Annotated in this window: 19 protein-coding genes; 6 read left to right on the top strand and 13 right to left on the bottom strand. The window is 64.0% G+C overall.

Annotation, left to right across the window (positions count from 1 at the left end; translation table 11 throughout):
* Positions 1–3: 3 nt before the first annotated feature.
* From pabC to F3I16_RS20650, 8 genes are all read right to left on the bottom strand, one after another.
* Positions 4–819 carry an aminodeoxychorismate lyase gene (gene pabC / locus F3I16_RS20685; RefSeq protein ID WP_160495414.1) on the bottom strand — a complete coding sequence of 272 codons (816 nt, stop codon included), beginning with the start codon at positions 817–819 and terminating at the stop codon, positions 4–6.
* On the bottom strand, positions 819–2,063 hold the full coding sequence (fabF, locus tag F3I16_RS20680; RefSeq protein WP_160495413.1) for a beta-ketoacyl-ACP synthase II: 1,245 nt from the start codon (positions 2,061–2,063) through the stop codon (positions 819–821). The genes pabC and fabF overlap by 1 nt, the downstream gene beginning before the upstream one ends.
* 112 nt (positions 2,064–2,175) lie before the next feature.
* Complete coding sequence (gene acpP, locus F3I16_RS20675; protein WP_160081363.1) at positions 2,176–2,409, bottom strand: acyl carrier protein; 234 nt, start codon at positions 2,407–2,409, stop codon at positions 2,176–2,178.
* Between the two features lie 188 nt (positions 2,410–2,597).
* The gene (gene fabG, locus F3I16_RS20670) at positions 2,598–3,341 is read right to left on the bottom strand and encodes a 3-oxoacyl-ACP reductase FabG (RefSeq protein WP_160495412.1); all 744 of its coding nucleotides are present in this window, start codon (positions 3,339–3,341) and stop codon (positions 2,598–2,600) included.
* Positions 3,342–3,361: 20 nt separating this feature from the next.
* On the bottom strand, positions 3,362–4,300 hold the full coding sequence (gene fabD / locus F3I16_RS20665) for an ACP S-malonyltransferase (protein ID WP_160495411.1): 939 nt from the start codon (positions 4,298–4,300) through the stop codon (positions 3,362–3,364).
* Between the two features lie 193 nt (positions 4,301–4,493).
* Positions 4,494–5,504: a phosphate acyltransferase PlsX gene (gene plsX, locus F3I16_RS20660; RefSeq protein ID WP_160495410.1), complete on the bottom strand. Its 1,011-nt coding sequence runs from the start codon at positions 5,502–5,504 to the stop codon at positions 4,494–4,496.
* A gap of 3 nt (positions 5,505–5,507) precedes the next feature.
* Positions 5,508–5,690: a 50S ribosomal protein L32 gene (gene rpmF, locus F3I16_RS20655; protein ID WP_003245185.1), complete on the bottom strand. Its 183-nt coding sequence runs from the start codon at positions 5,688–5,690 to the stop codon at positions 5,508–5,510.
* A 13-nt stretch (positions 5,691–5,703) separates the two neighbouring features.
* Entirely contained in the window at positions 5,704–6,231 is a 528-nt protein-coding gene (locus tag F3I16_RS20650) for a YceD family protein (protein WP_160081371.1), read from the bottom strand.
* Positions 6,232–6,337: 106 nt separating this feature from the next.
* On the opposite strand from F3I16_RS20650, the gene F3I16_RS20645 reads away from it, so the two are divergent.
* Positions 6,338–6,916 carry a nucleoside triphosphate pyrophosphatase gene (locus tag F3I16_RS20645; RefSeq protein ID WP_160495409.1) on the top strand — a complete coding sequence of 193 codons (579 nt, stop codon included), beginning with the start codon at positions 6,338–6,340 and terminating at the stop codon, positions 6,914–6,916.
* A gap of 50 nt (positions 6,917–6,966) precedes the next feature.
* On the opposite strand, the gene sppA is transcribed toward F3I16_RS20645, so the two are convergent.
* Genes sppA through rluC form a run of 3 tightly spaced genes read right to left on the bottom strand, consistent with a single transcriptional unit; the run spans position 6,967 to position 9,578 of the window.
* The gene (sppA, locus tag F3I16_RS20640; RefSeq protein ID WP_160495408.1) at positions 6,967–7,947 is read right to left on the bottom strand and encodes a signal peptide peptidase SppA; all 981 of its coding nucleotides are present in this window, start codon (positions 7,945–7,947) and stop codon (positions 6,967–6,969) included.
* Complete coding sequence (locus F3I16_RS20635) at positions 7,937–8,665, bottom strand: HAD-IA family hydrolase (protein WP_178116700.1); 729 nt, start codon at positions 8,663–8,665, stop codon at positions 7,937–7,939. The genes sppA and F3I16_RS20635 overlap by 11 nt, the downstream gene beginning before the upstream one ends.
* Positions 8,625–9,578, bottom strand: coding sequence for a 23S rRNA pseudouridine(955/2504/2580) synthase RluC (gene rluC / locus F3I16_RS20630; RefSeq protein ID WP_160495406.1), 954 nt, complete (start codon positions 9,576–9,578; stop codon positions 8,625–8,627). The genes F3I16_RS20635 and rluC overlap by 41 nt, the downstream gene beginning before the upstream one ends.
* 564 nt (positions 9,579–10,142) lie before the next feature.
* On the opposite strand from rluC, the gene rne reads away from it, so the two are divergent.
* Positions 10,143–13,211, top strand: a complete 3,069-nt coding sequence (rne, locus tag F3I16_RS20625; protein WP_160495405.1) for a ribonuclease E — start codon at positions 10,143–10,145, stop codon at positions 13,209–13,211.
* 121 nt (positions 13,212–13,332) lie between these two features.
* Here the strand turns inward: rne and F3I16_RS20620 are convergent, their stop codons facing one another.
* Positions 13,333–13,941 (bottom strand): tRNA-(ms[2]io[6]A)-hydroxylase, encoded by a 609-nt coding sequence (locus F3I16_RS20620; RefSeq protein WP_160495404.1) that lies wholly within the window; start codon positions 13,939–13,941, stop codon positions 13,333–13,335.
* Positions 13,942–14,206: 265 nt separating this feature from the next.
* Between F3I16_RS20620 and F3I16_RS20615 the strand changes: the two genes are divergently transcribed.
* The 3 genes from F3I16_RS20615 to F3I16_RS20605 all read left to right on the top strand — a co-directional run bounded on the left by F3I16_RS20615 (position 14,207) and on the right by F3I16_RS20605 (position 17,507).
* A complete protein-coding gene (locus F3I16_RS20615; RefSeq protein WP_160495403.1) occupies positions 14,207–15,070 on the top strand; it encodes a universal stress protein in 864 nt (287 codons plus the stop codon).
* A gap of 559 nt (positions 15,071–15,629) precedes the next feature.
* The gene (locus tag F3I16_RS20610; protein ID WP_160495402.1) at positions 15,630–16,493 is read left to right on the top strand and encodes a universal stress protein; all 864 of its coding nucleotides are present in this window, start codon (positions 15,630–15,632) and stop codon (positions 16,491–16,493) included.
* Between the two features lie 84 nt (positions 16,494–16,577).
* Positions 16,578–17,507: a universal stress protein gene (locus F3I16_RS20605; RefSeq protein ID WP_160495401.1), complete on the top strand. Its 930-nt coding sequence runs from the start codon at positions 16,578–16,580 to the stop codon at positions 17,505–17,507.
* A gap of 38 nt (positions 17,508–17,545) precedes the next feature.
* Here F3I16_RS20605 and F3I16_RS20600 read toward each other — a convergent pair whose 3' ends face one another.
* The gene (locus F3I16_RS20600) at positions 17,546–18,022 is read right to left on the bottom strand and encodes a DUF1289 domain-containing protein (protein WP_160495400.1); all 477 of its coding nucleotides are present in this window, start codon (positions 18,020–18,022) and stop codon (positions 17,546–17,548) included.
* Positions 18,023–18,482: 460 nt separating this feature from the next.
* Here F3I16_RS20600 and F3I16_RS20595 point away from each other — a divergent pair.
* The coding region (locus tag F3I16_RS20595; RefSeq protein WP_160495399.1) for a bifunctional aconitate hydratase 2/2-methylisocitrate dehydratase at positions 18,483–20,142 on the top strand (1,660 nt) is incomplete at its 3' end.

Raw genomic sequence — 20,142 nt, 5'->3', positions numbered from 1 at the left:
GAATCAGGAATCCAGAAGACTGCGGATAATGCCCTGCAGTTTACGGGTCAACGGCCCGACCGACCAGTCGTGCCCTTGCAGCTCGCGCACCGGCCAGATGCCATACAGGCTGTTGCAGAGAAACACCTCATCGGCGGCCAGCAGATCGGCGCGGCTGATATCGCCCACCTGCACGGCAATCCCCAATACGGCGGCCTGCTCCAGCACCTCGGCGCGCATCACCCCGGCCACGCCACAGCGCGACAGGTCGGCGCTGAGCAGGCGGCCATCCTTGACCAGGAACAGGTTGCTGTAGACGCCCTCGATCACCCGCCCGGCGCCATCGCACATCAGCCCCTCGGCATAGGCCGGGTCCTGCCATTCGCTGCGGGCCAGGACCTGCTCGAGACGGTTGAGGTGCTTGAGTCCGGCCAGCAGCGGCTGCTCGGCCAGGCGCGTAGCGCAGGGAAACAGGCGCACGCCCCGTTCGGCATGCTCTGCCGGGTAGGCCGGCATGGGGCTGGCGAGCAGGATACGGCGGGGTTGCGTGGGCTGTGGCGGCGCATAACCGCGCGCACCCTCGCCGCGGGTGACCAGCAACTTGGCGACGCCCTCGCCCAGCTCGGCACAGAAGGCCAGCAGCTCAGGCTCCAGCTCGCCGAGATCGAGCGGCAGACGCAGACGCCGCAGGCCATCGCCCAGACGCGCCAGGTGGCGGGCCAGCAGACGCGGCCGCCCGCTGCGCACGGCGATCGTCTCGAACAGACCATCGCCGTAGGCCAGGCCACGGTCCAGCACAGACAGCTGCGCCGCCGGCTGGCCGTCGACCCAGCTCAGCATCAGCCGGCAAACCGGCGGAACACCAGCGAGCCGTTGGTGCCGCCAAAGCCGAAGGAGTTGGACAGTACCGCGTCGATCGGCATGGCCTTGGCCTGGTGCGCGACGAAATCGAGGTCGCAGCCTTCGTCCGGCTCATCCAGGTTGATGGTTGGCGGCGCCACCTGGTCGCGGATCGCCAGCACGCTGAAGATCGCCTCGACGGCGCCCGCCGCGCCCAGCAGGTGACCGGTCATCGACTTGGTCGAACTGACCGCCAGCTTGTAGGCCTGCTCGCCGAATACCGACTTGATCGCCGAAGCCTCGGCCTTGTCGCCGGCCGAGGTCGAGGTGCCGTGGGCATTGATGTACTGCACCTGGTCGGAGTTCAAGCCGGCATCGCGCAGCGCATTGCTCATGCAGCGCGCGGCGCCGGCACCGTCTTCCGGCGGCGAAGTCATGTGGTAGGCGTCGCCGCTCATGCCAAAACCGACCAGCTCGGCATAGATGGTCGCGCCACGGGCCTTGGCGTGTTCGAGCTCCTCGAGCACCAGGGCACCGGCGCCATCGGACAGGACGAAGCCATCGCGGCCCTTGTCCCACGGCCGACTGGCCCGTGCCGGGTCGTCGTTGCGGGTGGACAGCGCACGCGCGGCGCCGAAACCGCCCATGCCCAGGCCACTGGTGGCCATTTCCGCGCCACCGGCAACCATCACGTCGGCTTCGCCATAGGCGATATTGCGCGCCGCCATGCCGATGCAGTGGGTGCCGGTGGTGCAGGCGGTGGCGATGGCGTAGTTGGGCCCCTGCAGACCCAGGTGGATCGACAGGAAGCCGGAAATCATGTTGATGATCGAGCCGGGCACGAAGAACGGCGAAATGCGCCGCGGCCCCTGTTCGATCAGTGACTTGCAGTTGTTCTCGATATTGGTCAGGCCGCCGATACCCGAGCCCATGGCCACGCCGATGCGCTCACGGTTGGCGTCCGTGACTTCCAGACCGGAATGGCGCATCGCCTGAAAGCTCGCCGCCAGGCCGTACTGGATGAAGTAGTCGAGCTTGCGCGCCTCCTTGGCACTCAGGTACTCCTCGACATTGAAGCCCCGCACCGAGCCGCCAAAACGGGTGGAAAAGGCGGAAAGGTCCATATGCTCGATCAGGCCGATGCCACTGCGACCGGCCAGGATGCCCTGCCAGCTGCTCGCCACATCGACGCCCAACGGCGACAGCATGCCCATACCGGTAACCACAACGCGTCTACGCGACACAGCGAAATCCTCTTGTTCTGTTTGAAACGTGCCGGCCCATTAAAGAAAAACCGCACGCCTCGTGAGGGGCAGTGCGGCTTTTCCGGGTCCGAAAACCGTCGATTACGATCAATCAGCCGTGGGCGTTGATGTAGTCGATGGCTTCCTGAACGGTGGTGATCTTCTCGGCTTGCTCGTCCGGGATCTCGGTCTCGAATTCCTCTTCCAGAGCCATCACCAGCTCGACGGTGTCAAGGGAGTCGGCGCCCAGGTCTTCGACGAAGGAAGCGCTGTTGGTAACTTCGTCTTCTTTAACGCCCAGTTGCTCGGCGACGATTTTCTTGACGCGTTCTTCGATGGTGCTCATGTCTAGTTTTCACTCCTATGGAAAAAATCCGTGCAGCTGAGCCGCAGTGTATAGAAAGGGTTTTCTAACTTTCAAGCCAAACGCCGAGCCCTTCCGAAACAGTTCACAGCGCCGTCTACTGCTGGTTGCACTTTTGTAACGAACTTTAGACAGCTTTTATGACAATTTCCCGCAGGCTCGAGTCACATTCAACTCATGTACATGCCGCCATTCACCGGCACGGTCGCACCGGTTACATAGGCTGCGCCGTCGGAAGCGAGGAAACCGACCACCTTGGCGATTTCTTCCGCCTGGCCCAGACGGCCCAGGGGAATCTGCGTCAGCAGCGCTTCGCGCTGGGCTTCCGGCAGCTCGCGGGTCATGTCGGTATCGATGAAGCCCGGGGCCACCGAGTTGACGGTAATGGCACGGGAACCCACTTCGCGCGCCAGGGCACGGCTGAAGCCTTCCAGGCCGGCCTTGGCCGCAGCATAGTTGACTTGCCCCGCATTGCCCATGGCGCCGACCACCGAGCCGATGCTGATGATGCGCCCCCAGCGGGCCTTGGTCATGCCGCGCAGCACGGCCTTAGACAGGCGGAACAGGCTGTTGAGGTTGGTATTGATGACGTCGAACCACTCTTCGTCCTTCATCCGCAGCATCAGGTTGTCGCGGGTGATGCCGGCGTTGTTGACCAGAATGGCCACCGCGCCGAATTCCTTCTGGATCTGCTCCAGCACGGCGCTGACCGATTCGTCGTTGCCGACATCCAGTACCAGGCCGGCACCCTGGATGCCATTGGCCTTGAGCGCCTCGCCGATACGCTCGGCGCCGGCCGGCGAAGTCGCCGTACCGATCACCACGGCGCCCTGGCGGCCGAGTTCGAAAGCGATGGCCTGGCCGATGCCACGGCTAGCGCCCGTTACCAGTGCAACCTTGCCTTGCAGACTCATAGAGGTCTCTCCTTGCTTAATCAAACCAGCGCCGCACGAACCGCCGCAAAGGCGTCCGGGGTCTCCAGATTGTGGGTATTGATGCCTTTGACGCAACGTTTGTTCAAGCCCGCCAGCACCTTGCCCGGACCACATTCGACCAGGTCGGTGACGCCACGCTCGGCCAACAGGACCACGGTCTCCACCCAGCGTACCGGGCTGTAGAGCTGCGCCAGCAGGTCACGCTTGAGGGTCTCCAGATCGGCCGGCACGGCGGCGCTGACGTTCTGCACCAGAGCAATCTGCGGAGCCTGCCAGGCCAGGGCGGCCACGGCATCGGCGAACTTCTCCGCCGCCGGGCGCATCAGCGCGCAGTGCGACGGCACGCTGACCGGCAGCGGCATGGCACGCTTGGCGCCCCGCGCCTTGCAGGCTTCGATGGCGCGCTCGACGGCAGCCGCGCCACCGGCGATCACCACCTGCCCCGGGGCATTGAAGTTCACCGCGCTGACCACTTCACCCTGGGCCGCCTCGGCACAGGCCGCCAGCACATCGGCATCTTCCAGGCCGAGGATCGCCGCCATGCCGCCCTGCCCGGCCGGCACGGCCTGCTGCATGAGCTGGCCACGCAGCTCGACCAGCTTGACCGCGTCGCGAAACTCGATGGCGCCGGCAGCGACCAGGGCCGAATACTCACCCAGGCTGTGCCCGGCGACGAAGGCCGGACGCGCCCCACCCTCGGCCAGCCACAGGCGCCACAGGGCAATGGAAGCCGCCAGAATCGCCGGCTGGGTCTTGTCGGTTTCATTGAGACGTTCTTCCGGACCCTGCTGGCTCAAGGCCCAGAGGTCGTAACCGAGCGCATCGGCGGCTTCGGCAAAGGTCTCGCGGATCAGCGGCTGTTGCGCGCCGATCTCGGCCAGCATGCCGAGCGACTGCGAGCCCTGGCCGGGGAAGACAAATGCGAGGGAGTTAGACATCGGAACTTTCCCTTATCTACTGAGCAATGGGAGAAGGTGAAACTGGCCAGGCCAGCGTTGGACTGCAGATTGGATGATCCGGAAAAACTCGCGGTCACAGACCAGACCACAGCTTTTGCGCGATGTTCGGCCTGGACGAGCCCCGCCGCCGCGATGACTAGCGGGTCACGCAGACGAAAAAAGCAAGCCGATCTCAGAGCAACAGGTCTTCGAGACGGCCATGCAGGCGCTGCGGCAGATTTTCGCGCACTTCGAGCAAAGCCCGACGAATGGCGCTCTGGAAGCCCTCCACGCCTGCCGCACCATGGCTCTTGACCACGATGCCCTGCAACCCGAGAAAGCTCGCGCCATTATGTTGCGCCGGCGTCAGCTCGGTCTGCAGGCGCCGCAACAACGGCAGCGCCATGCTGCCGACCAGGCGCGTGGCAATGCTTTCGCGGAACAGGGTCTCGATGCGCGCCGAGATCATCGACGCCAGGCCTTCGCTGGACTTGAGTAGGATGTTGCCGACGAAGCCGTCGCACACCACCACATCGGCCTCGCCTCGGTACAAGCCATCGCCCTCGATGAAACCGGTGTAGTTCAAACCCCGGGCCTGCTGCAGCAGGCTGGCGGCCAGCTTGACCTGCTGGTTGCCCTTGACCTCTTCGGTGCCGACATTCAGCAACGCCACGCGCGGGCGAACCACACCCAGGGCCTCGGCGGCCACCGAACCCATGACCGCGAACTGGTAAAGATGCTCGGCACTGCAGTCAACATTGGCGCCCAGATCAAGCAGCTGGCAGCTGCCGGTCGCCGTCGGCACAGGGCTGACCATCGCCGGCCGATCGATGCCGGGCAAGGTTTTCAGTACATAGCGCGACAAGGCCATCAGCGCCCCGGTATTGCCGGCACTGACGCAGGCCCTGGCCCGCCCGCTGCGCACCAGCTCCAGCGCCACCCGCATGGAGGCATCGGGCTTGCCGCGCAGAGCCTGCGAGGGCCGCTCATCCATGCCGATCACCTCGCTAGCATGCTCGACATGCAGGCGTGCGCGATCCACAGCAGGATGCCGGGCGATCAGGTCTTCGAGGATGGGGGCTTGGCCGACAAGGACCAGGTGTAGCGAGGGGAATTCGGCCAGACAGGCGATGCTGGCTGGAACAATGCAGTGGGGACCGAAGTCCCCACCCATTGCATCAATCGCGATCAACGGAGCGGACAAGGATTACTCGTCGGCGCCCTTGTCGATCACTTTGCGACCACGGTATACGCCTTCCGGAGATACGTGGTGGCGCAGGTGAACTTCACCGGTGCTCTTCTCGACGGACAGAGTGCTGGCCTCGAGGGCATCGTGGGAACGACGCATGTCGCGGGCAGAGCGGGATTTTTTGTTCTGCTGAACAGCCATAACTGATTAACTCCTAAACGTTTGGGTCACGCTTTAACTGCGCCAATACACTGAACGGGTTGGACCGCGGTACCTCGTCCTCGCTCGACTCGGGCTCTTCGAGACCGGCCGGCTGCTGGCAATCCTCATGGGCATGGGCTGGGACGATGGGCAGAGCGAGCAACAGCTCGTCTTCGACCAGCGCCATCAGATCCAAAGGATCCTCCCCCACTTCCAGCACGTCATAGCCCTTGGGCAGCGACTGGGTATCCGCACCTTCCTTCACCACCGCGTAATCACACTCGCTTTGGATCGGCAGCACGACCAGTTCCAGACAACGCTGGCAAATCATCTTGACCTCAACCTTGAGCTCGCTGTGAATGCTCACAGCACGTCGCTCGCCACGCACGAAGGCCAGCTTCGCGTGCACAGTACCGGCATTATCTGCCAGCGACTCGCAGAGACGCTCGAAACTAGCCAACGGCATCGACCCTTCGAGGGTAACGCCGCGATCAGCGAGTTTGCGCGGATCAACGTGGGGTGGAATCGGTCCATTCAACATAGGCGCAGCATTCTAGGGATGCACCCTGGCGCTGTCAAAGGAAATTCCGCCCTGTGCGCCCAATGGGCAAGCCGTTAAAATTCGCTCATTTGCCCCGGAGAAACCCATGCAGCCCCTGGTGCTCGCCTCAAGCTCAGCCTATCGCCGCGAACTGCTGGCACGCCTGCACCGACCCTTTACCTGGAGCGCGCCGGCCATCGACGAAACAGCGCAGCCGGGAGAACGCGCCGAAGCCCTGGTGCGTCGCCTGGCCGAAGCCAAGGCGCGCGCCCTGAGCGAAGACTATCCGCAGCACCTGATCATCGGCTCGGACCAGGTCGCCGTACTGGGCGAACAGATACTCGGCAAAACGCACGACTTCGAGCGAGCCAAGCAGCAGCTGCTGGCCGCCAGCGGCGCCAGCGTCACCTTCCTCACCGGCCTGGCCCTGCTCAACAGCGCCAGCAGCCACTGCCAGGTCGACTGCATCCCTTTCACCGTGCATTTTCGCCAGCTGGACGAAGCCCAGATCAGTCGCTATCTGGAACTCGAACAACCCTACGACTGCGCCGGCAGCTTCAAGGCCGAAGGCCTCGGCGTCAGCCTGTTCCGCGCCACCGAAGGTGACGACGCCACCAGCCTGATCGGCCTGCCGCTGATCCGCCTGATCGGCATGCTGCACGAGGAAGGCATCAGCATTCCCTGACCCCATATAAAGAAGCCCGGCAAGCCGGGCTTCTCTTATCAGCGGAGCACTCAGCGCAGCGCCGGCCCCTGGAAGCCCGCCCAGACCGCCAGATGCTCGGCCACACTGGCACCGAGCTTCTTGGCAAAACGGTCGAAAGGCGTCTCCTCGCGGGTGTAGTCGACGATCTCCTTCGCCCCGATCACTTCGCGCGCAACGAAACTGCTGCTGCCCAGGGCATCGACCAGGCCCAACTCCAGCGCCTGCTCACCCGACCAGATCAGCCCGGAAAACAACTCGGGATGCTCGGCCGCCTTGAGGCGATCGCCACGCCCCTTCTTCACGCTGTCGATGAACTGCTGGTGAGTGGTTTGCAGCACACCCTGCCAGAACTGGGTTTCCTCCGCCTTCTGCGGCTGGAACGGATCGAGGAAGGCCTTGTGCTCGCCCGAGGTGTAGACGCGACGATCCACGCCGACCTTCTCCATCACCCCGACAAAGCCGAAGGTGGCCGCAGTCACTCCGATGGAGCCGACCAGGCTGGCCTTATCGGCATAGATCTGGTCGGCCGCACTGGCGATGTAATAGGCGCCGGAAGCCCCTAGATCACTGATCACCGCATACACCTTGATGTCCGGATGCTCGGCGCGCAGGCGCTTGATCTCGTCATAGATGTAGCCCGACTGCACCGGACTGCCGCCCGGGCTGTTGATGCGCAGCACGATGCCCTTGGTTTTCGCGTCCTCGAAGGCCGCGCGCAGGCTGCTGACGACGTTGTCGGCGCTGGCCGCCTCGTCCGCCATGATCATGCCGCGGATCTCGATCAGCGCCGTATGGTTTTCGCTGCGCGCTGAACCCTGCTGCAGATTCAAGCTCGGCGTGAACAGCGCCAGCGCGCCGAACAGATAAATGAAGGTCAGCGTCTTGAAGAAAATCCCCCAGCGCCGCGCGCGCCGCTGCTCCTGCACGCCAGCCAGCAGGGTCTTCTCCAGCAGTTTCCAGCTCCGATCGTCGCCATTGCCAGCGGCCGATGCATTCCATTCATCCGACATACTCGCCCACTCCAGCCGTCTGTTCATGTGCATGCGCACCCAACCAGGTACGCAACTCGGAAAACTCATTGATCGCCAGACGCGGCCCGTAGGCCCGCAAACTGTCCAGCGGCTGCGCACCGAAGCCCACCGCCACCGAATCCATGCCGGCATTGCGCGCCATCTGCAGGTCGAAGGCCGAATCGCCAACCATCAGCGCCTGCTGCGGCTGCAGGGCAAAATGCCCCAGGATCTCCTGCAGCATCAGCGGATGCGGCTTGCTCGCCGTTTCATCGGCGCAGCGGGTAATGTCGAAGTAGTCTAGCCAGCCGCGCCCCTGCAGCACGCGCTGCAGGCCATGACGACTCTTGCCGGTAGCCACCGCCAGGCGATAGCCATCGGCACGAAAGGCCTCCAGCGACTCGGCCACTCCGGGAAACAGCGCCGACGGCTGATCCTCCAGCAGCAGGTACTGCGCACTGTAGCCCTCGCGGAAGCGTTCGATCTGCGCATGCTCGTCAAGTTCCGGATACAGGGTGCGAATCGCCTCGGGCAGCCCCAGACCGATGATGCCCTTGATGGCCGCATCGCTGAGCTGGGGCAGGCCGCAGAGATCGGCCGCCCGGCGCATGGCCGTGACGATGCGACCGATCGAGTCGACCAGCGTGCCGTCCCAGTCGAAGATCAGCAGTCGATAATCACGCACCGAGACGCTCCAGGGTCCGCGCCCACATTTCATCCACCGGCGCCTCCAGCTGCAGCTCGCCACCTTCCGGCAGGCTGATCTTCAGCGCATAGGCATGCAGGAACAGGCGCTTGCCGCCCAGCTCGCGGATCTCGCGGGTGAAGTCGTCATCGCCGTACTTGGAATCGCCGGCAATCGAATGCCCGGCATGCTTGGCGTGCACCCGGATCTGGTGGGTGCGCCCGGTGATCGGGCTGGCCTCGACCAGGGTAGCGAACTCGCCGAAGCGGCGCAGCACGCGAAATACGGTCAAGGCCTCCTTGCCCTCCGGATTGACCTCGACCATGCGCTCGCCGGAACGCAGGTTGCTCTTCAGCAGCGGCGCGCTGATCTTCTTCTTCGCCGTCGGCCAGTTGCCGCGCACCAGCGCCATGTAGCGCTTGTCCACGCCATCGCCACGCAGCGCCTCGTGCAGGTGGCGCAGCATGCTGCGCTTCTTGGCGATCATCAGCAGGCCGGAGGTATCACGATCCAGGCGATGGACCAGCTCGATGTCCTTGGCATCCGGGCGCAACTGGCGGAAAGCCTCGATCACCCCGTAATTCAGGCCGCTGCCGCCATGCACGGCAATGCCGGCCGGCTTGTTCAGCACGATCAGCGCCTTGTCTTCATAGACGATGGCCGCCTCGAGGCGCTCCAGCAGGCTCTGCGCCAGCGGCACCGGCTCGTCACGCTCCGGCAGGCGTAGCGGCGGGACGCGCACGACATCGCCCGCCTGCAGTTTGTATTCGGGTTTTATCCGGCCTTTATTAACCCGCACCTCGCCCTTGCGCAGGATGCGATAGATGAGGGTTTTCGGCACGCCCTTGAGGCGCGCGAGCAGGAAGTTGTCGATTCGTTGGCCGGCAAGATCCGGCGCAACCTCAATCAGCTGGACGCCGGAGGTTGGAGAGGCAGGAGTAGTCATGCTGGCGATCATAACAATTTTTTATTGAATTGAAGCACTTAATCATTGCTGATATGCTCGGGAGCGCCGCCAAAAGCGGACCGGCCAGCGGATGACCGACTACACAAGCATCCCTGCCGAGCGCAACCCATTCAGGACGTGAGGCCGTCCGACGGGATTTTCGCCGCACAAGAGCGCGAAAATCCCGGAAACAACGCCTTGAGCCATAGACGCGCAAGCCTCCCTCGGAAGCTTGCGGAAAATGCTAACCCGCTGCGGATTCTGCGAGCGGCACCCGATTTTAGCGATACGTGTAGGGTGGAGATGCACAACCGTCGGACTGCGTAGCAACAGGCTTTACAAGACGCGTCATTATCGTCCGCAGCGACTGGTTGATTCCTCCCCTGACTGAGTGCTTCTGTCACCACAGCAAGCAGGAGCGTCGTCGCAACCCAACCGCCACAGGCCAACGGTTGCTAGACACTGGAATGATTTACGCCCATTCCTGACGCGCCCTGACACCGACCGTGAGAGTCGTGTGTGCCAACCGCCGTTTCCGGCAGCCCCGGAAACCATTGGTACAACATGAAAAGAATGCTGATCAACGCAACTCAACCCGAAGAGTTGCGTGTCGCCCTGGTAGACGGCCAGAAGCTCTACGACCTGGATATCGAATCCGGCGCCCGCGAGCAGAAGAAGGCCAACATCTATAAAGGCCGCATTACCCGTGTCGAGCCCAGCCTCGAGGCTGCCTTCGTCGACTTCGGCGCCGAGCGCCACGGCTTCCTGCCCCTGAAAGAAATCTCCCGCGAATACTTCAGCAAGTCGCCCGAAGGCGGCCGCGTCAACATCAAGGAAGTGCTCAAGGAAGGCCAGGAAGTCATCGTCCAGGTCGAGAAGGAAGAGCGCGGCAACAAAGGCGCCGCCCTCACCACCTTCATCAGCCTGGCCGGCCGCTACCTGGTGCTGATGCCGAACAACCCGCGTGCCGGTGGCATCTCCCGCCGCATCGAAGGCGAAGAACGCAACGAACTGCGTGAAGCGCTGAACGGCCTCAACGCCCCGGGCGACATGGGCCTGATCGTGCGCACCGCAGGCCTCGGCCGTAGCAGCGACGAACTGCAACTCGACCTCGACTACCTGATCCAGCTGTGGACCGCAATCAAGGATGCCTCGCAGGATCGCGCCGCGCCGTTCCTGATCTACCAGGAATCCAACGTCATCATCCGCGCCATCCGCGACTACCTGCGCCAGGACATCGGCGAAGTGCTGGTCGACAGCGTCGAAGCCCAGGACGAAGCCCTGTCCTTCATCCAGCAGGTCATGCCGCAGTACGCCAGCAAGATCAAGCTGTACGAAGACAGCGTGCCGCTGTTCAACCGCTTCCAGATCGAAAGCCAGATCGAAACCGCCTTCCAGCGCGAAGTGAAGCTGCCGTCCGGCGGCTCCATCGTCATCGACCCGACCGAAGCCCTGGTGTCCATCGACATCAACTCGGCGCGCGCCACCAAAGGCAGCGACATCGAAGAAACCGCCCTGCAGACCAACCTGGAAGCGGCCGAAGAAATCGCCCGCCAACTGCGCCTGCGCGACATCGGCGGCCTGATCGTCATCGACTTCATCGACATGACCCCGGCCAAGAACCAGCGCGCCGTGGAAGAGAAAGTCCGCGAAGCCCTGGAAGCCGACCGCGCCCGCGTCCAGGTCGGCCGCATCTCGCGCTTCGGCCTGCTGGAAATGTCCCGTCAGCGCCTGCGTCCGTCCCTGGGCGAGAGCAGCGGCATCGTCTGCCCGCGCTGCAACGGTCAGGGCATCATCCGCGACGTCGAATCGCTGTCGCTGGCCATCCTGCGCCTGATCGAAGAAGAAGCCCTGAAGGATCGCACCGCCGAGGTTCGCGCCCAGGTGCCGATCCCGGTTGCCGCCTTCCTGCTCAACGAGAAGCGCAACAGCATCACCAAGATCGAGCTGCGCACCCGTGCACGCATCATCATCCTGCCGAACGACCATCTGGAGACTCCGCACTTCGAAGTGCAGCGTCTGCGCGATGACAGCCCGGAAGTGCAGACCGGCCAATCCAGCTACGAGATGACTCCGACCGAAGTCGAAGACGCTCAGCCGGCCGCGGCCACCCGCACCCTGGTGCGCCAGGAAGCCGCCCTGAAGACCACCCCGCAGCGTGCTGCCGCGCCGATCCCGACCACCCCGGCCGCCCCGCTGCCCCCGGTCGCGCCGACCCCGGAACCGAGCCTGTTCAAGGGCCTGGTCAAGTCGCTGGTCAGCCTGTTCGCCGGCAAGGAAGAAGCCGCCGCCCCGGTAGTCGAAGAGAAGCCCGCCGAGCGCAAGCCGCGCACTGACGAGCGCCGCAACAGCGGTCGCCAGCAGAACCGTCGCGACGGTAACCGTGGCAGCCGTGGCAGCCGTGATGGCCGCGACGAAGAACGCAAGCCACGTGAAGAGCGCCAGCCGCGCGAAGCCCGTGAGCCACGCGAGCCGCGCGAGGAACGCCAACCGCGTGAAGTGCGCGAGCCACGTGAGCCACGCGAAGAGCGCCAGCCACGCGAAGCCCGCGAAGGCCAGGAAAACCGTCGCGAGCGTCAGCCGCGCGAAGCCCGCGAGCCCCGCGAAGAGCGCCGCACCCGCGAGCTGCGCGAGCCGCTGGATGCCGCCGCCGGCGACGAAATCCGCAGCGAGGAGCGCGTCGAGCGCAAGCCACGCGAGGAGCGTCAGCCACGTCCGCCGCGTGAAGAGCGCCAGCCACGCGCCGAACAGGCTGCTGCCGCAGCCGAAGAGGAAGTGCTGGAGAATGCCGAACAGCAGGAAGACGGCCAGGACGACAGCGAAGGTGGCGATCGCCCCCGTCGCCGCTCCCGTGGCCAGCGTCGCCGCAGCAACCGTCGCGAGCGTCAGCGTGATGCCGACGGCAACCTGATCGAAGGCAGCGAAGAAAGCGCCGAAGAAGGTGCCGAAAGCGTGGTTGCCGCCGGCGTCGCCACGGTGGCAGTAGCCGCTCTGGACGGCACCGCCAGCCCGGCAGCCGAGCAACAGCCGCAAGCGCCAAGCGCCAGTGCCGAAGCAGTGGAAAGCCCAGCGTTCAGCACGCAAGTGGCGAGCGCCGAACCGGCCGCTAGCGAAGCCGAAGCCGCAACCGAGCCAGCAGTCGAGGCCGTTGCCACCGCCAGCGAAGCCCCGGCAGTCGTGGAAGAAGTTGTAGCCGAAGCAGCCCCGACAGTCGCAGCCGAGCCAGCAGCCGCTGAGTCGGTAGCTGCTGAGCCGGCAGTCGTTGAGCCGGTGGTGGTCGAAGCCGCCGCCGTCGAGGCCGCGCCGGTTGCCGCAGCTGCCGAAACGAGCAACCCTGCCACCGACACCGACACCGCCCCGGTCGTCAGCAGCGGCGGTCGCGCGCCCAACGACCCGCGTGAAGTGCGTCGCCGTCAGCGCGAAGCCGAGCGTCTGGCCGCCGAAGCAGCAGCCGCTGCCCAAGCGCAAGCAGAAGCCCCGGCAGCAGTCGTGAGCGAAGCCATGGTTGAAGCCGCGCCAGCCGCAGCAGAACCGGTTGCAGTCGACGCCGAGCCGCAAGCGCAGGAAAGCGCCGAAGCCCTGACTGAAACCGCCGAGCAGCAGGACGCCGAAGAGCTCAAGCCACAGGCCTGAGCCCCACGCGCATAAAAAAGCCGGACCTAGTGTCCGGCTTTTTTATGCCTGCGATTCGAGCCATCGGTTCAAGGCTACGGCAAACGGGAGGCGGCCAGTCGCAGACCGACTCGCCCGGTGCCTACTGGAGCGGTGGAATCCCGCTATGGAAGCGGAACTCGCGATCCGGCGACTCGATCAGCTCCTGCTCGACCGCCCGCACTCGCGCCACGGTTTGATCGACATCCGCCGCCTCGCCGTACTGGTAGGCCAGTTTCAGGTAGCCCTGATAGTGCCGCGCCTCGGACTTGAGCAAGCCGCCGTAGAACTTGCTCAGTTCCTCGTCCAGGTGCGGCAGCAATGCCTCGAAGCGCTCGCAGGAGCGCGCCTCGATAAAGGCGCCGACCACCAGGGTATCGACCAGTTTGTGCGGCTCATGGGTGCGCACGATGGCGCGCAGCGACGAGGCATAGCGGGCGGCCGACACCGGGCGCAGAGCTATCTTGCGCCGCTTCATGATGCGCAGCACCTGCTCGTGATGCACCAGCTCCTCGCGGGCCAGGCGCGACATGGCATTGAGCAGGTCGACATGGCTGCTGTACTTAGCCATCAGGCTCAAGGCCGTGGAAGCGGCCTTGAATTCGCAGTTTTTGTGGTCGATCAGCAGGACTTCCTGATCGGCCAGGGCTGCACTGACCCAGGCCTGCGGCGTGGCACAGCCGAGAAAGTCGGCAATCTCGGGAAAGTTCATGCCGCACCACCGCGCCGCGGGCCTGCGCGGTGCAAGGCGCCGCAAACGCCAGGCGCCGGCGGAAACGGGAATGAATCGGTTTCGGTCATCACGAACAGGATTTCGGTACGCATGCGTTCAAGGCTGGCAGACAGGATAAGGGCGCGCCATTATACGAGTGGTGGCGCACAGGGCCAGTGATGTCGTGATACAGGTCAAGACCGACCCCACGACCGCCCGGTTATAGTGAATCCATAGATAAGCATCCATGTTCAGGGAGACGGTCATGCAAGCTATTCGCAGCATTCTGGTGGTGATGGACCCGCAACAAGAAGAGTGCCTGGCACTGAAACGCGCCAAGCTGATTGCCGGGGTAACGCAGTCCCATCTGCATCTGCTGATCTGCGACAAGAAGCAGGAGCACACTGCCCTCCTCGACAAGACCCGCGACAGCCTGATCAAGGAAGGCTACAGCGTCAGCAGCCAGGAGTGCTGGCACGAGAACCTCTACCAGACCATCATCACCGTGCAGCAGGCCGAAGGCTGCGGCCTGGTGATCAAGCAGCACTTCCCGGACAACCCGCTGAAGAAGGCCATCCTCACCCCGGATGACTGGAAACTGCTGCGTTACTGCCCAGGCCCGGTACTGATGGTGAAAACCGACACCCCCTGGACCGGCGGCATCATTCTCGCCGCCGTCGACGTGGGCAACAGCGATGCCGAGCACCGCACCCTGCACTCCGGCATCGTCAGCCACGGCTACGACATCGCCGCCCTGGCCAAGGGCACCCTGCACGTGATCAGCGCACACCCCTCGCCCATGCTCTCGGCCGCCGACCCGACCTTCCAGCTCAAGGAAACCATCGAGGCGCGCTACCGCGAACAGTGCAAGGCCTTCCAGGCCGAGTTCGAAGTCAGCGACGACCGTCTGCACATCGAGGAAGGCCCGGCCGACGTACTGATCCCCTACACCGCCGAAAAGCTCAAGGCCGTGGTCACCGTGATCGGCACCATCGCTCGCACCGGCCTGTCCGGGGCACTGATCGGCAACACCGCGGAAGTGATCTTGGACACCCTGGAAAGCGACGTACTGGTACTCAAGCCGGACGAAATCATCGCCCACCTGGAAGAGCTGGTCGCCCAGCACTGAACCATGGGACGGGCGCGCCAGCGCCCGCCCATATACCTTGTCGCGTTAGGGTCTAGACGCAATTGGACTGACCTGGGCGACGAGCTACCCGCCCTGTCGCCAAAAAATCACCATACTCAATAATCCAGCGGTAAGACCCGCACATCGCAGTCTCGCAAGCAGCCCCACGACGCCGATAAGCGACCACCATCGAGTATCCCGTGGAGTTCGGCAAGTGGTGGGAACTCTGGAGTACGCGGACAGCAGCAAGCTGCCGCGCGCCAGCACTCCCATCAAGAGCCCGGGGTACGGCAGGTCTTTCCATGGTCCGACTGGTCACTGCCTTGCGGCCAGCCGGGGTGTGCCACGCCCGCTTCCCCAGATAGGCGCGAAGCCAGTCGCCGGAACTACCATCAGCGCAGTGGGTAGCAGCCGCCTCAGCCGCGCAGCAGCCTGAAGCTGCCGAGAATCGAGCGTCGCCAGTAGACCGTCGACGCGCACGTCCACCCTGTCGCCACAACGGGCTGGGTCGCCCGCGCCATCCCCAAGAAAAAACGTACTCAATGTACAGGGAGGCGCCATGCAAGCCATTCACAACACGCTCGTGGTAATGGACCCACAACAACCCGTCGAACTGACCCTGGCCAAGGCCAGGCAGATTGCCGACATCACTCACTCCCACCTGCACCTGCTGGTATGCGCCAAGACCAACGGCCACTCCCACGCGCTGCACGCCGTACAGGAAGGGCTTACCCAGGAGGGCTACGAGGTCAGTGCCGAGCAGGCCTGGCACGACAATGCCTGCAAGACCATTCTGGCAGTCCAGCAAGCCGAAGGTTGCGCTCTGGTCATCAAGCAGCAGCACAAGGACAATCCGCTAAAGAAGTCCCTGCTCACCCCCGAGGACTGGCAACTGCTGCGCCAATCCAGCTGCCCCGTGCTGATGGCCAAGAGCACCAGCCCGTGGATGGGTGGCACCATCCTCACGGCCATCGATGCCGGCAGTGACGACGTCGAGCACCGCCTGCTGCAGGTCGGCATCCTCAGTCACGGGCACGATCTCGCCATGCGGACCAACGCCAGCCTGCACATGATGAGCGCCCACCCCTATCCCATGCTGTCGGCAAGAGACCCCATCTTCCAGCTCAAGGAGGAAATCCAGGCCTTCTATCACGAGCAGTGCAAGGCCTATCAGGACGAGTTCGAGATCAGTGACGAGTACCTGCACATCGAGGAGGGGCCGGCCGAGGTGCTGATCCCCGGGATTGCCCACCGGCTTGGCGCGGCACTCACCATCCTCGGCAGCGTGGGCCGCAGCGGCCTGTCCGGCGCGCTGCTCGGCAACACCGCCGAAACCGTGCTGGATGCCCTTGAAAGCGACGTCCTGGTGCTCAAACCCAGTGACGTCATCCACGATCTGGAAGAGCTGACCACCCGCCACTGACGCCTCGATACCACTGGAGACTTGCACTCGACACCCGTTTGCCAACCAACCGCTACTGCGAACAGGATCTGCCGCCTTTCTGCCTTGCAACAAGGCGGCAGATCTCGTCCGCAATCAGGCTTCATGAACAAGCAGGAGATTGCCATGCGCTCGATACAGAAAATCCTGGTAGTCATACCTCCGCTCCAGGACAGCCTGGCCCTGCAACGCGGCCAGCAACTGGCCCTGACGCTGGGCGCCGAGCTCCATTTGCTGGTCTGTGACCAGCAAATGGAGCGTCGCGAACTCCTCGATCAGCAGCTGGCCAGCTTGCATCGCCTGGGTCTACGCGCCCACGGCGAGCAGGCCCGGGTGACCGCCCATCAGGTTTGCGACGCCATTCTCGCCGCCTGCCACGCCCAGAACTGCGACCTGCTGATCAAGCAGCATCAGCCCGAGGAGCTGCTCGGCAAGCTGTTCTCTTCACCCGACGACCGGCAGCTGATCCGCCAGTCGCCCGTGCCCTTGTTGCTGGTGCAAAACCCTCGCCCCTGGGCCGGCGGCACTGTCCTGGCGGCCATGGATGTAGAGCATCAGGATGCGGCACACCTGGCCCTGCAAGGCAATGTCATGGACCACGCCAACGAACTGTGCCAGCTGTTCGGCGCCCGCCTGCATGTAGTCAGCGCCTACGATCCAGCCCTGTTGCAAGCCGACCCGAGCGCCCCCATTGACCAGGCTAGCGCCAGCCACTGCCATGACCAGTGCCAATGGTTCCAGAATGAGTACGAACTGCCCGAGCAGCAGTTGCATATCGGCGAAGGCCCGGCCAAGGCTCTAATTCCGCGAATCGCCCTGCAACTGGAGGCGGCCGTGACAGTACTGGGGACTGTCGCCCGCCACGGTCTGTCAGGGCTACTGATCGGCAACACAGCTGAGGCAGTGCTGGATCGCCTGAACAGCGACATGCTGATTCTCAAACCCCATACGGCAGACGCCCAACAGACCGAGTTTGCTGGGCACCGAGCCGCCTGACCCAACGAGCGGCACCGGCCCTGCTGGCCGGTGCCGGGCTAAACGCGGATTTCCATCCCTTCAAGGAGAAAGCGGGGGGCGATATAGCGCTCGTAGTGCGCTTCGGAGAGCAGGAAGAATTCGCGATCGATGGCCTCGCGCAGCTCCGGCAGCGCCCACTCGCGGAACTCCGGCAGCAGCGCCACGCCGTAAGCATCCAGTCGGTTGATCACCCGCGAGGCCCGCGCGATCAGCTGATAGGCCCAGCAATAGACCGACTGCTCCGGCACGAAACGCACCTGATGCTGCTCCAACTGCGCGCGCAGGCGCTGGGCATCGAAGACTTCCAGCTTGCCCTGCATCACCTGCACCAGGAGGATCTCCAGGCGCCGCCAGACCGCGCGCTTCTCTTCCTCGCCATACAGGTTCCAATTCACCACCTCATGGTGGAAACGCTTGCAGCCGCGGCACACGAGATCGCCGTAAACCGTGGAGCAGAGGCCGACGCAGGGCGTCTTGATGCGCTGATTGGACATGGCGGGAAAGGCAGGACACGGAAACAGGCAGGCCATATTAGCCGCTTACACCGACAGGGTCACCCTGACCGGACAGACGTTTGCCGACTCGCGCACCTCGACCTTGGTCGCAGGGCAGCAGGCCAGTCGCATCGGGCTTTGCGCTTAACTTTAGCGTCTTGTTCCAGTAGAATCGGACCGCCATTTTAGGCGTCGATGTCCGTCAGAAGCTGTTTTCAAAGCGTCACGAGCACAGTTAATCCGCCAGGAACGACGTTGACGCAGGGCCAGAGCCTCGCTCGAACCCCGCGTCAGCCCTCATCGCCCATGTTCCTGCGGCGTAAAACTTTGAAAACAGCTTCTTGTATGAGGCTATCGACACACCGGCCAAGGCGCTCAAAAAGCGCTGAAGCGCAGTGTGCGATGGTTTTCTGGATGAGCGTTGCGAGCCACCTCGCAACCACTGATGAGGGTAAAAACTGTGCTTGAAGCCTATCGCAAACACGTAGCAGAGCGTGCCGCTCAGGGTATCGTGCCCCAGCCGCTAAACGCCGAACAAACCGCAGGCCTGGTCGAGCTGCTGAAGAATCCTCCGGCCGGCGAAGAAGCCTTCCTGGTCGACCTGATCACCAACCGCGTACCTGCTGGCGTGGACGAAGCCGCCTACGTCAAGGCCGGTTTCCTCTCTGCCCTGGCCAAGGGCGAAGTCAGCTCCCCGCTGCTGAGCAAGACCCGCGCCGTCGAGCTGCTGGGCACCATGCAAGGTGGCTACAACATCACCACCATGGTTGAGCTGCTGGACAACGCCGAGCTGTCCGCCGTTGCCGCCGAGCAACTGAAGCACACCCTGCTGATGTTCGACGCCTTCCACGACGTCGCCGAGAAAGCCAAGGCCGGCAATGCCAACGCCAAAGCCGTACTGGCCTCCTGGGCCGAAGGCGAGTGGTTCCAGAACCGCCCTGCCGTTCCGGAAAAAGTCACCCTGACCGTATTCAAGGTCACCGGCGAAACCAACACCGACGACCTGTCGCCGGCGCCGGACGCCTGGTCCCGCCCGGACATCCCGCTGCACGCCCTGGCCATGCTGAAAATGGCCCGCGACGGCATCAACCCGGACGCTCCGGGCACCGTTGGCCCGATCAAGCAGATGGAAGCCCTGAAAGCCAAAGGCTTCCCGGTTGCCTACGTCGGTGACGTGGTCGGTACCGGTTCTTCCCGTAAATCCGCTACCAACTCGGTACTGTGGTTCTTCGGCGACGACATCCCCAACGTGCCGAACAAGCGCGCTGGCGGTTTCTGCTTCGGCACCAAGATCGCCCCGATCTTCTACAACACCATGGAAGACGCCGGCGCCCTGCCGATCGAATTCGATTGCAGCAACCTGGCCATGGGCGACGTCATCGACGTGTACCCGATCAAAGGCGAAGTCCGCCGTCATGGCAGCGACGAGCTGGTCACCAGCTTCCAGCTGAAAACCGACGTCCTGCTCGACGAAGTTCGCGCCGGCGGCCGTATCCCGCTGATCGTTGGCCGTGGCCTGACCGAGAAAGCCCGCGCCGAGCTGGGCCTGGCTCCGTCCACCCTGTTCAAGAAGCCGGAATCCCCGATTGATAGCGGCAAGGGCTTCACCCTGGCGCAGAAAATGGTTGGCCGCGCCTGCGGCCTGCAGGAAGGCAAAGGCGTCCGTCCGGGCACCTACTGCGAACCGAAGATGACCACCGTCGGCTCCCAGGACACCACTGGCCCGATGACCCGTGACGAACTGAAAGACCTGGCGTGCCTGGGCTTCTCCGCTGACCTGGTGATGCAGTCCTTCTGCCACACTGCGGCTTATCCGAAGCCGATCGACGTCACCACCCACCACACCCTGCCGGACTTCATCATGACCCGCGGCGGCGTGTCCCTGCGTCCGGGCGACGGCATCATCCACAGCTGGCTGAACCGCATGCTGCTGCCGGACACCGTCGGCACCGGTGGCGACTCGCACACCCGCTTCCCGATGGGTATCTCCTTCCCGGCCGGTTCCGGCCTGGTCGCCTTCGCCGCAGCCACCGGCGTCATGCCGCTGGATATGCCGGAGTCGGTACTGGTGCGCTTCAAGGGCAAGCTGCAACCGGGCATCACCCTGCGTGACCTGGTCC

Source organism: Pseudomonas sp. L-22-4S-12, assembly GCF_009799935.1.
Taxonomy (GTDB): Bacteria; Pseudomonadota; Gammaproteobacteria; order Pseudomonadales; family Pseudomonadaceae; genus Aquipseudomonas.
The sequence above is the reverse complement of the archived record's forward strand: the minus strand, read 5'-3'. Positions and strand labels throughout refer to the sequence as shown.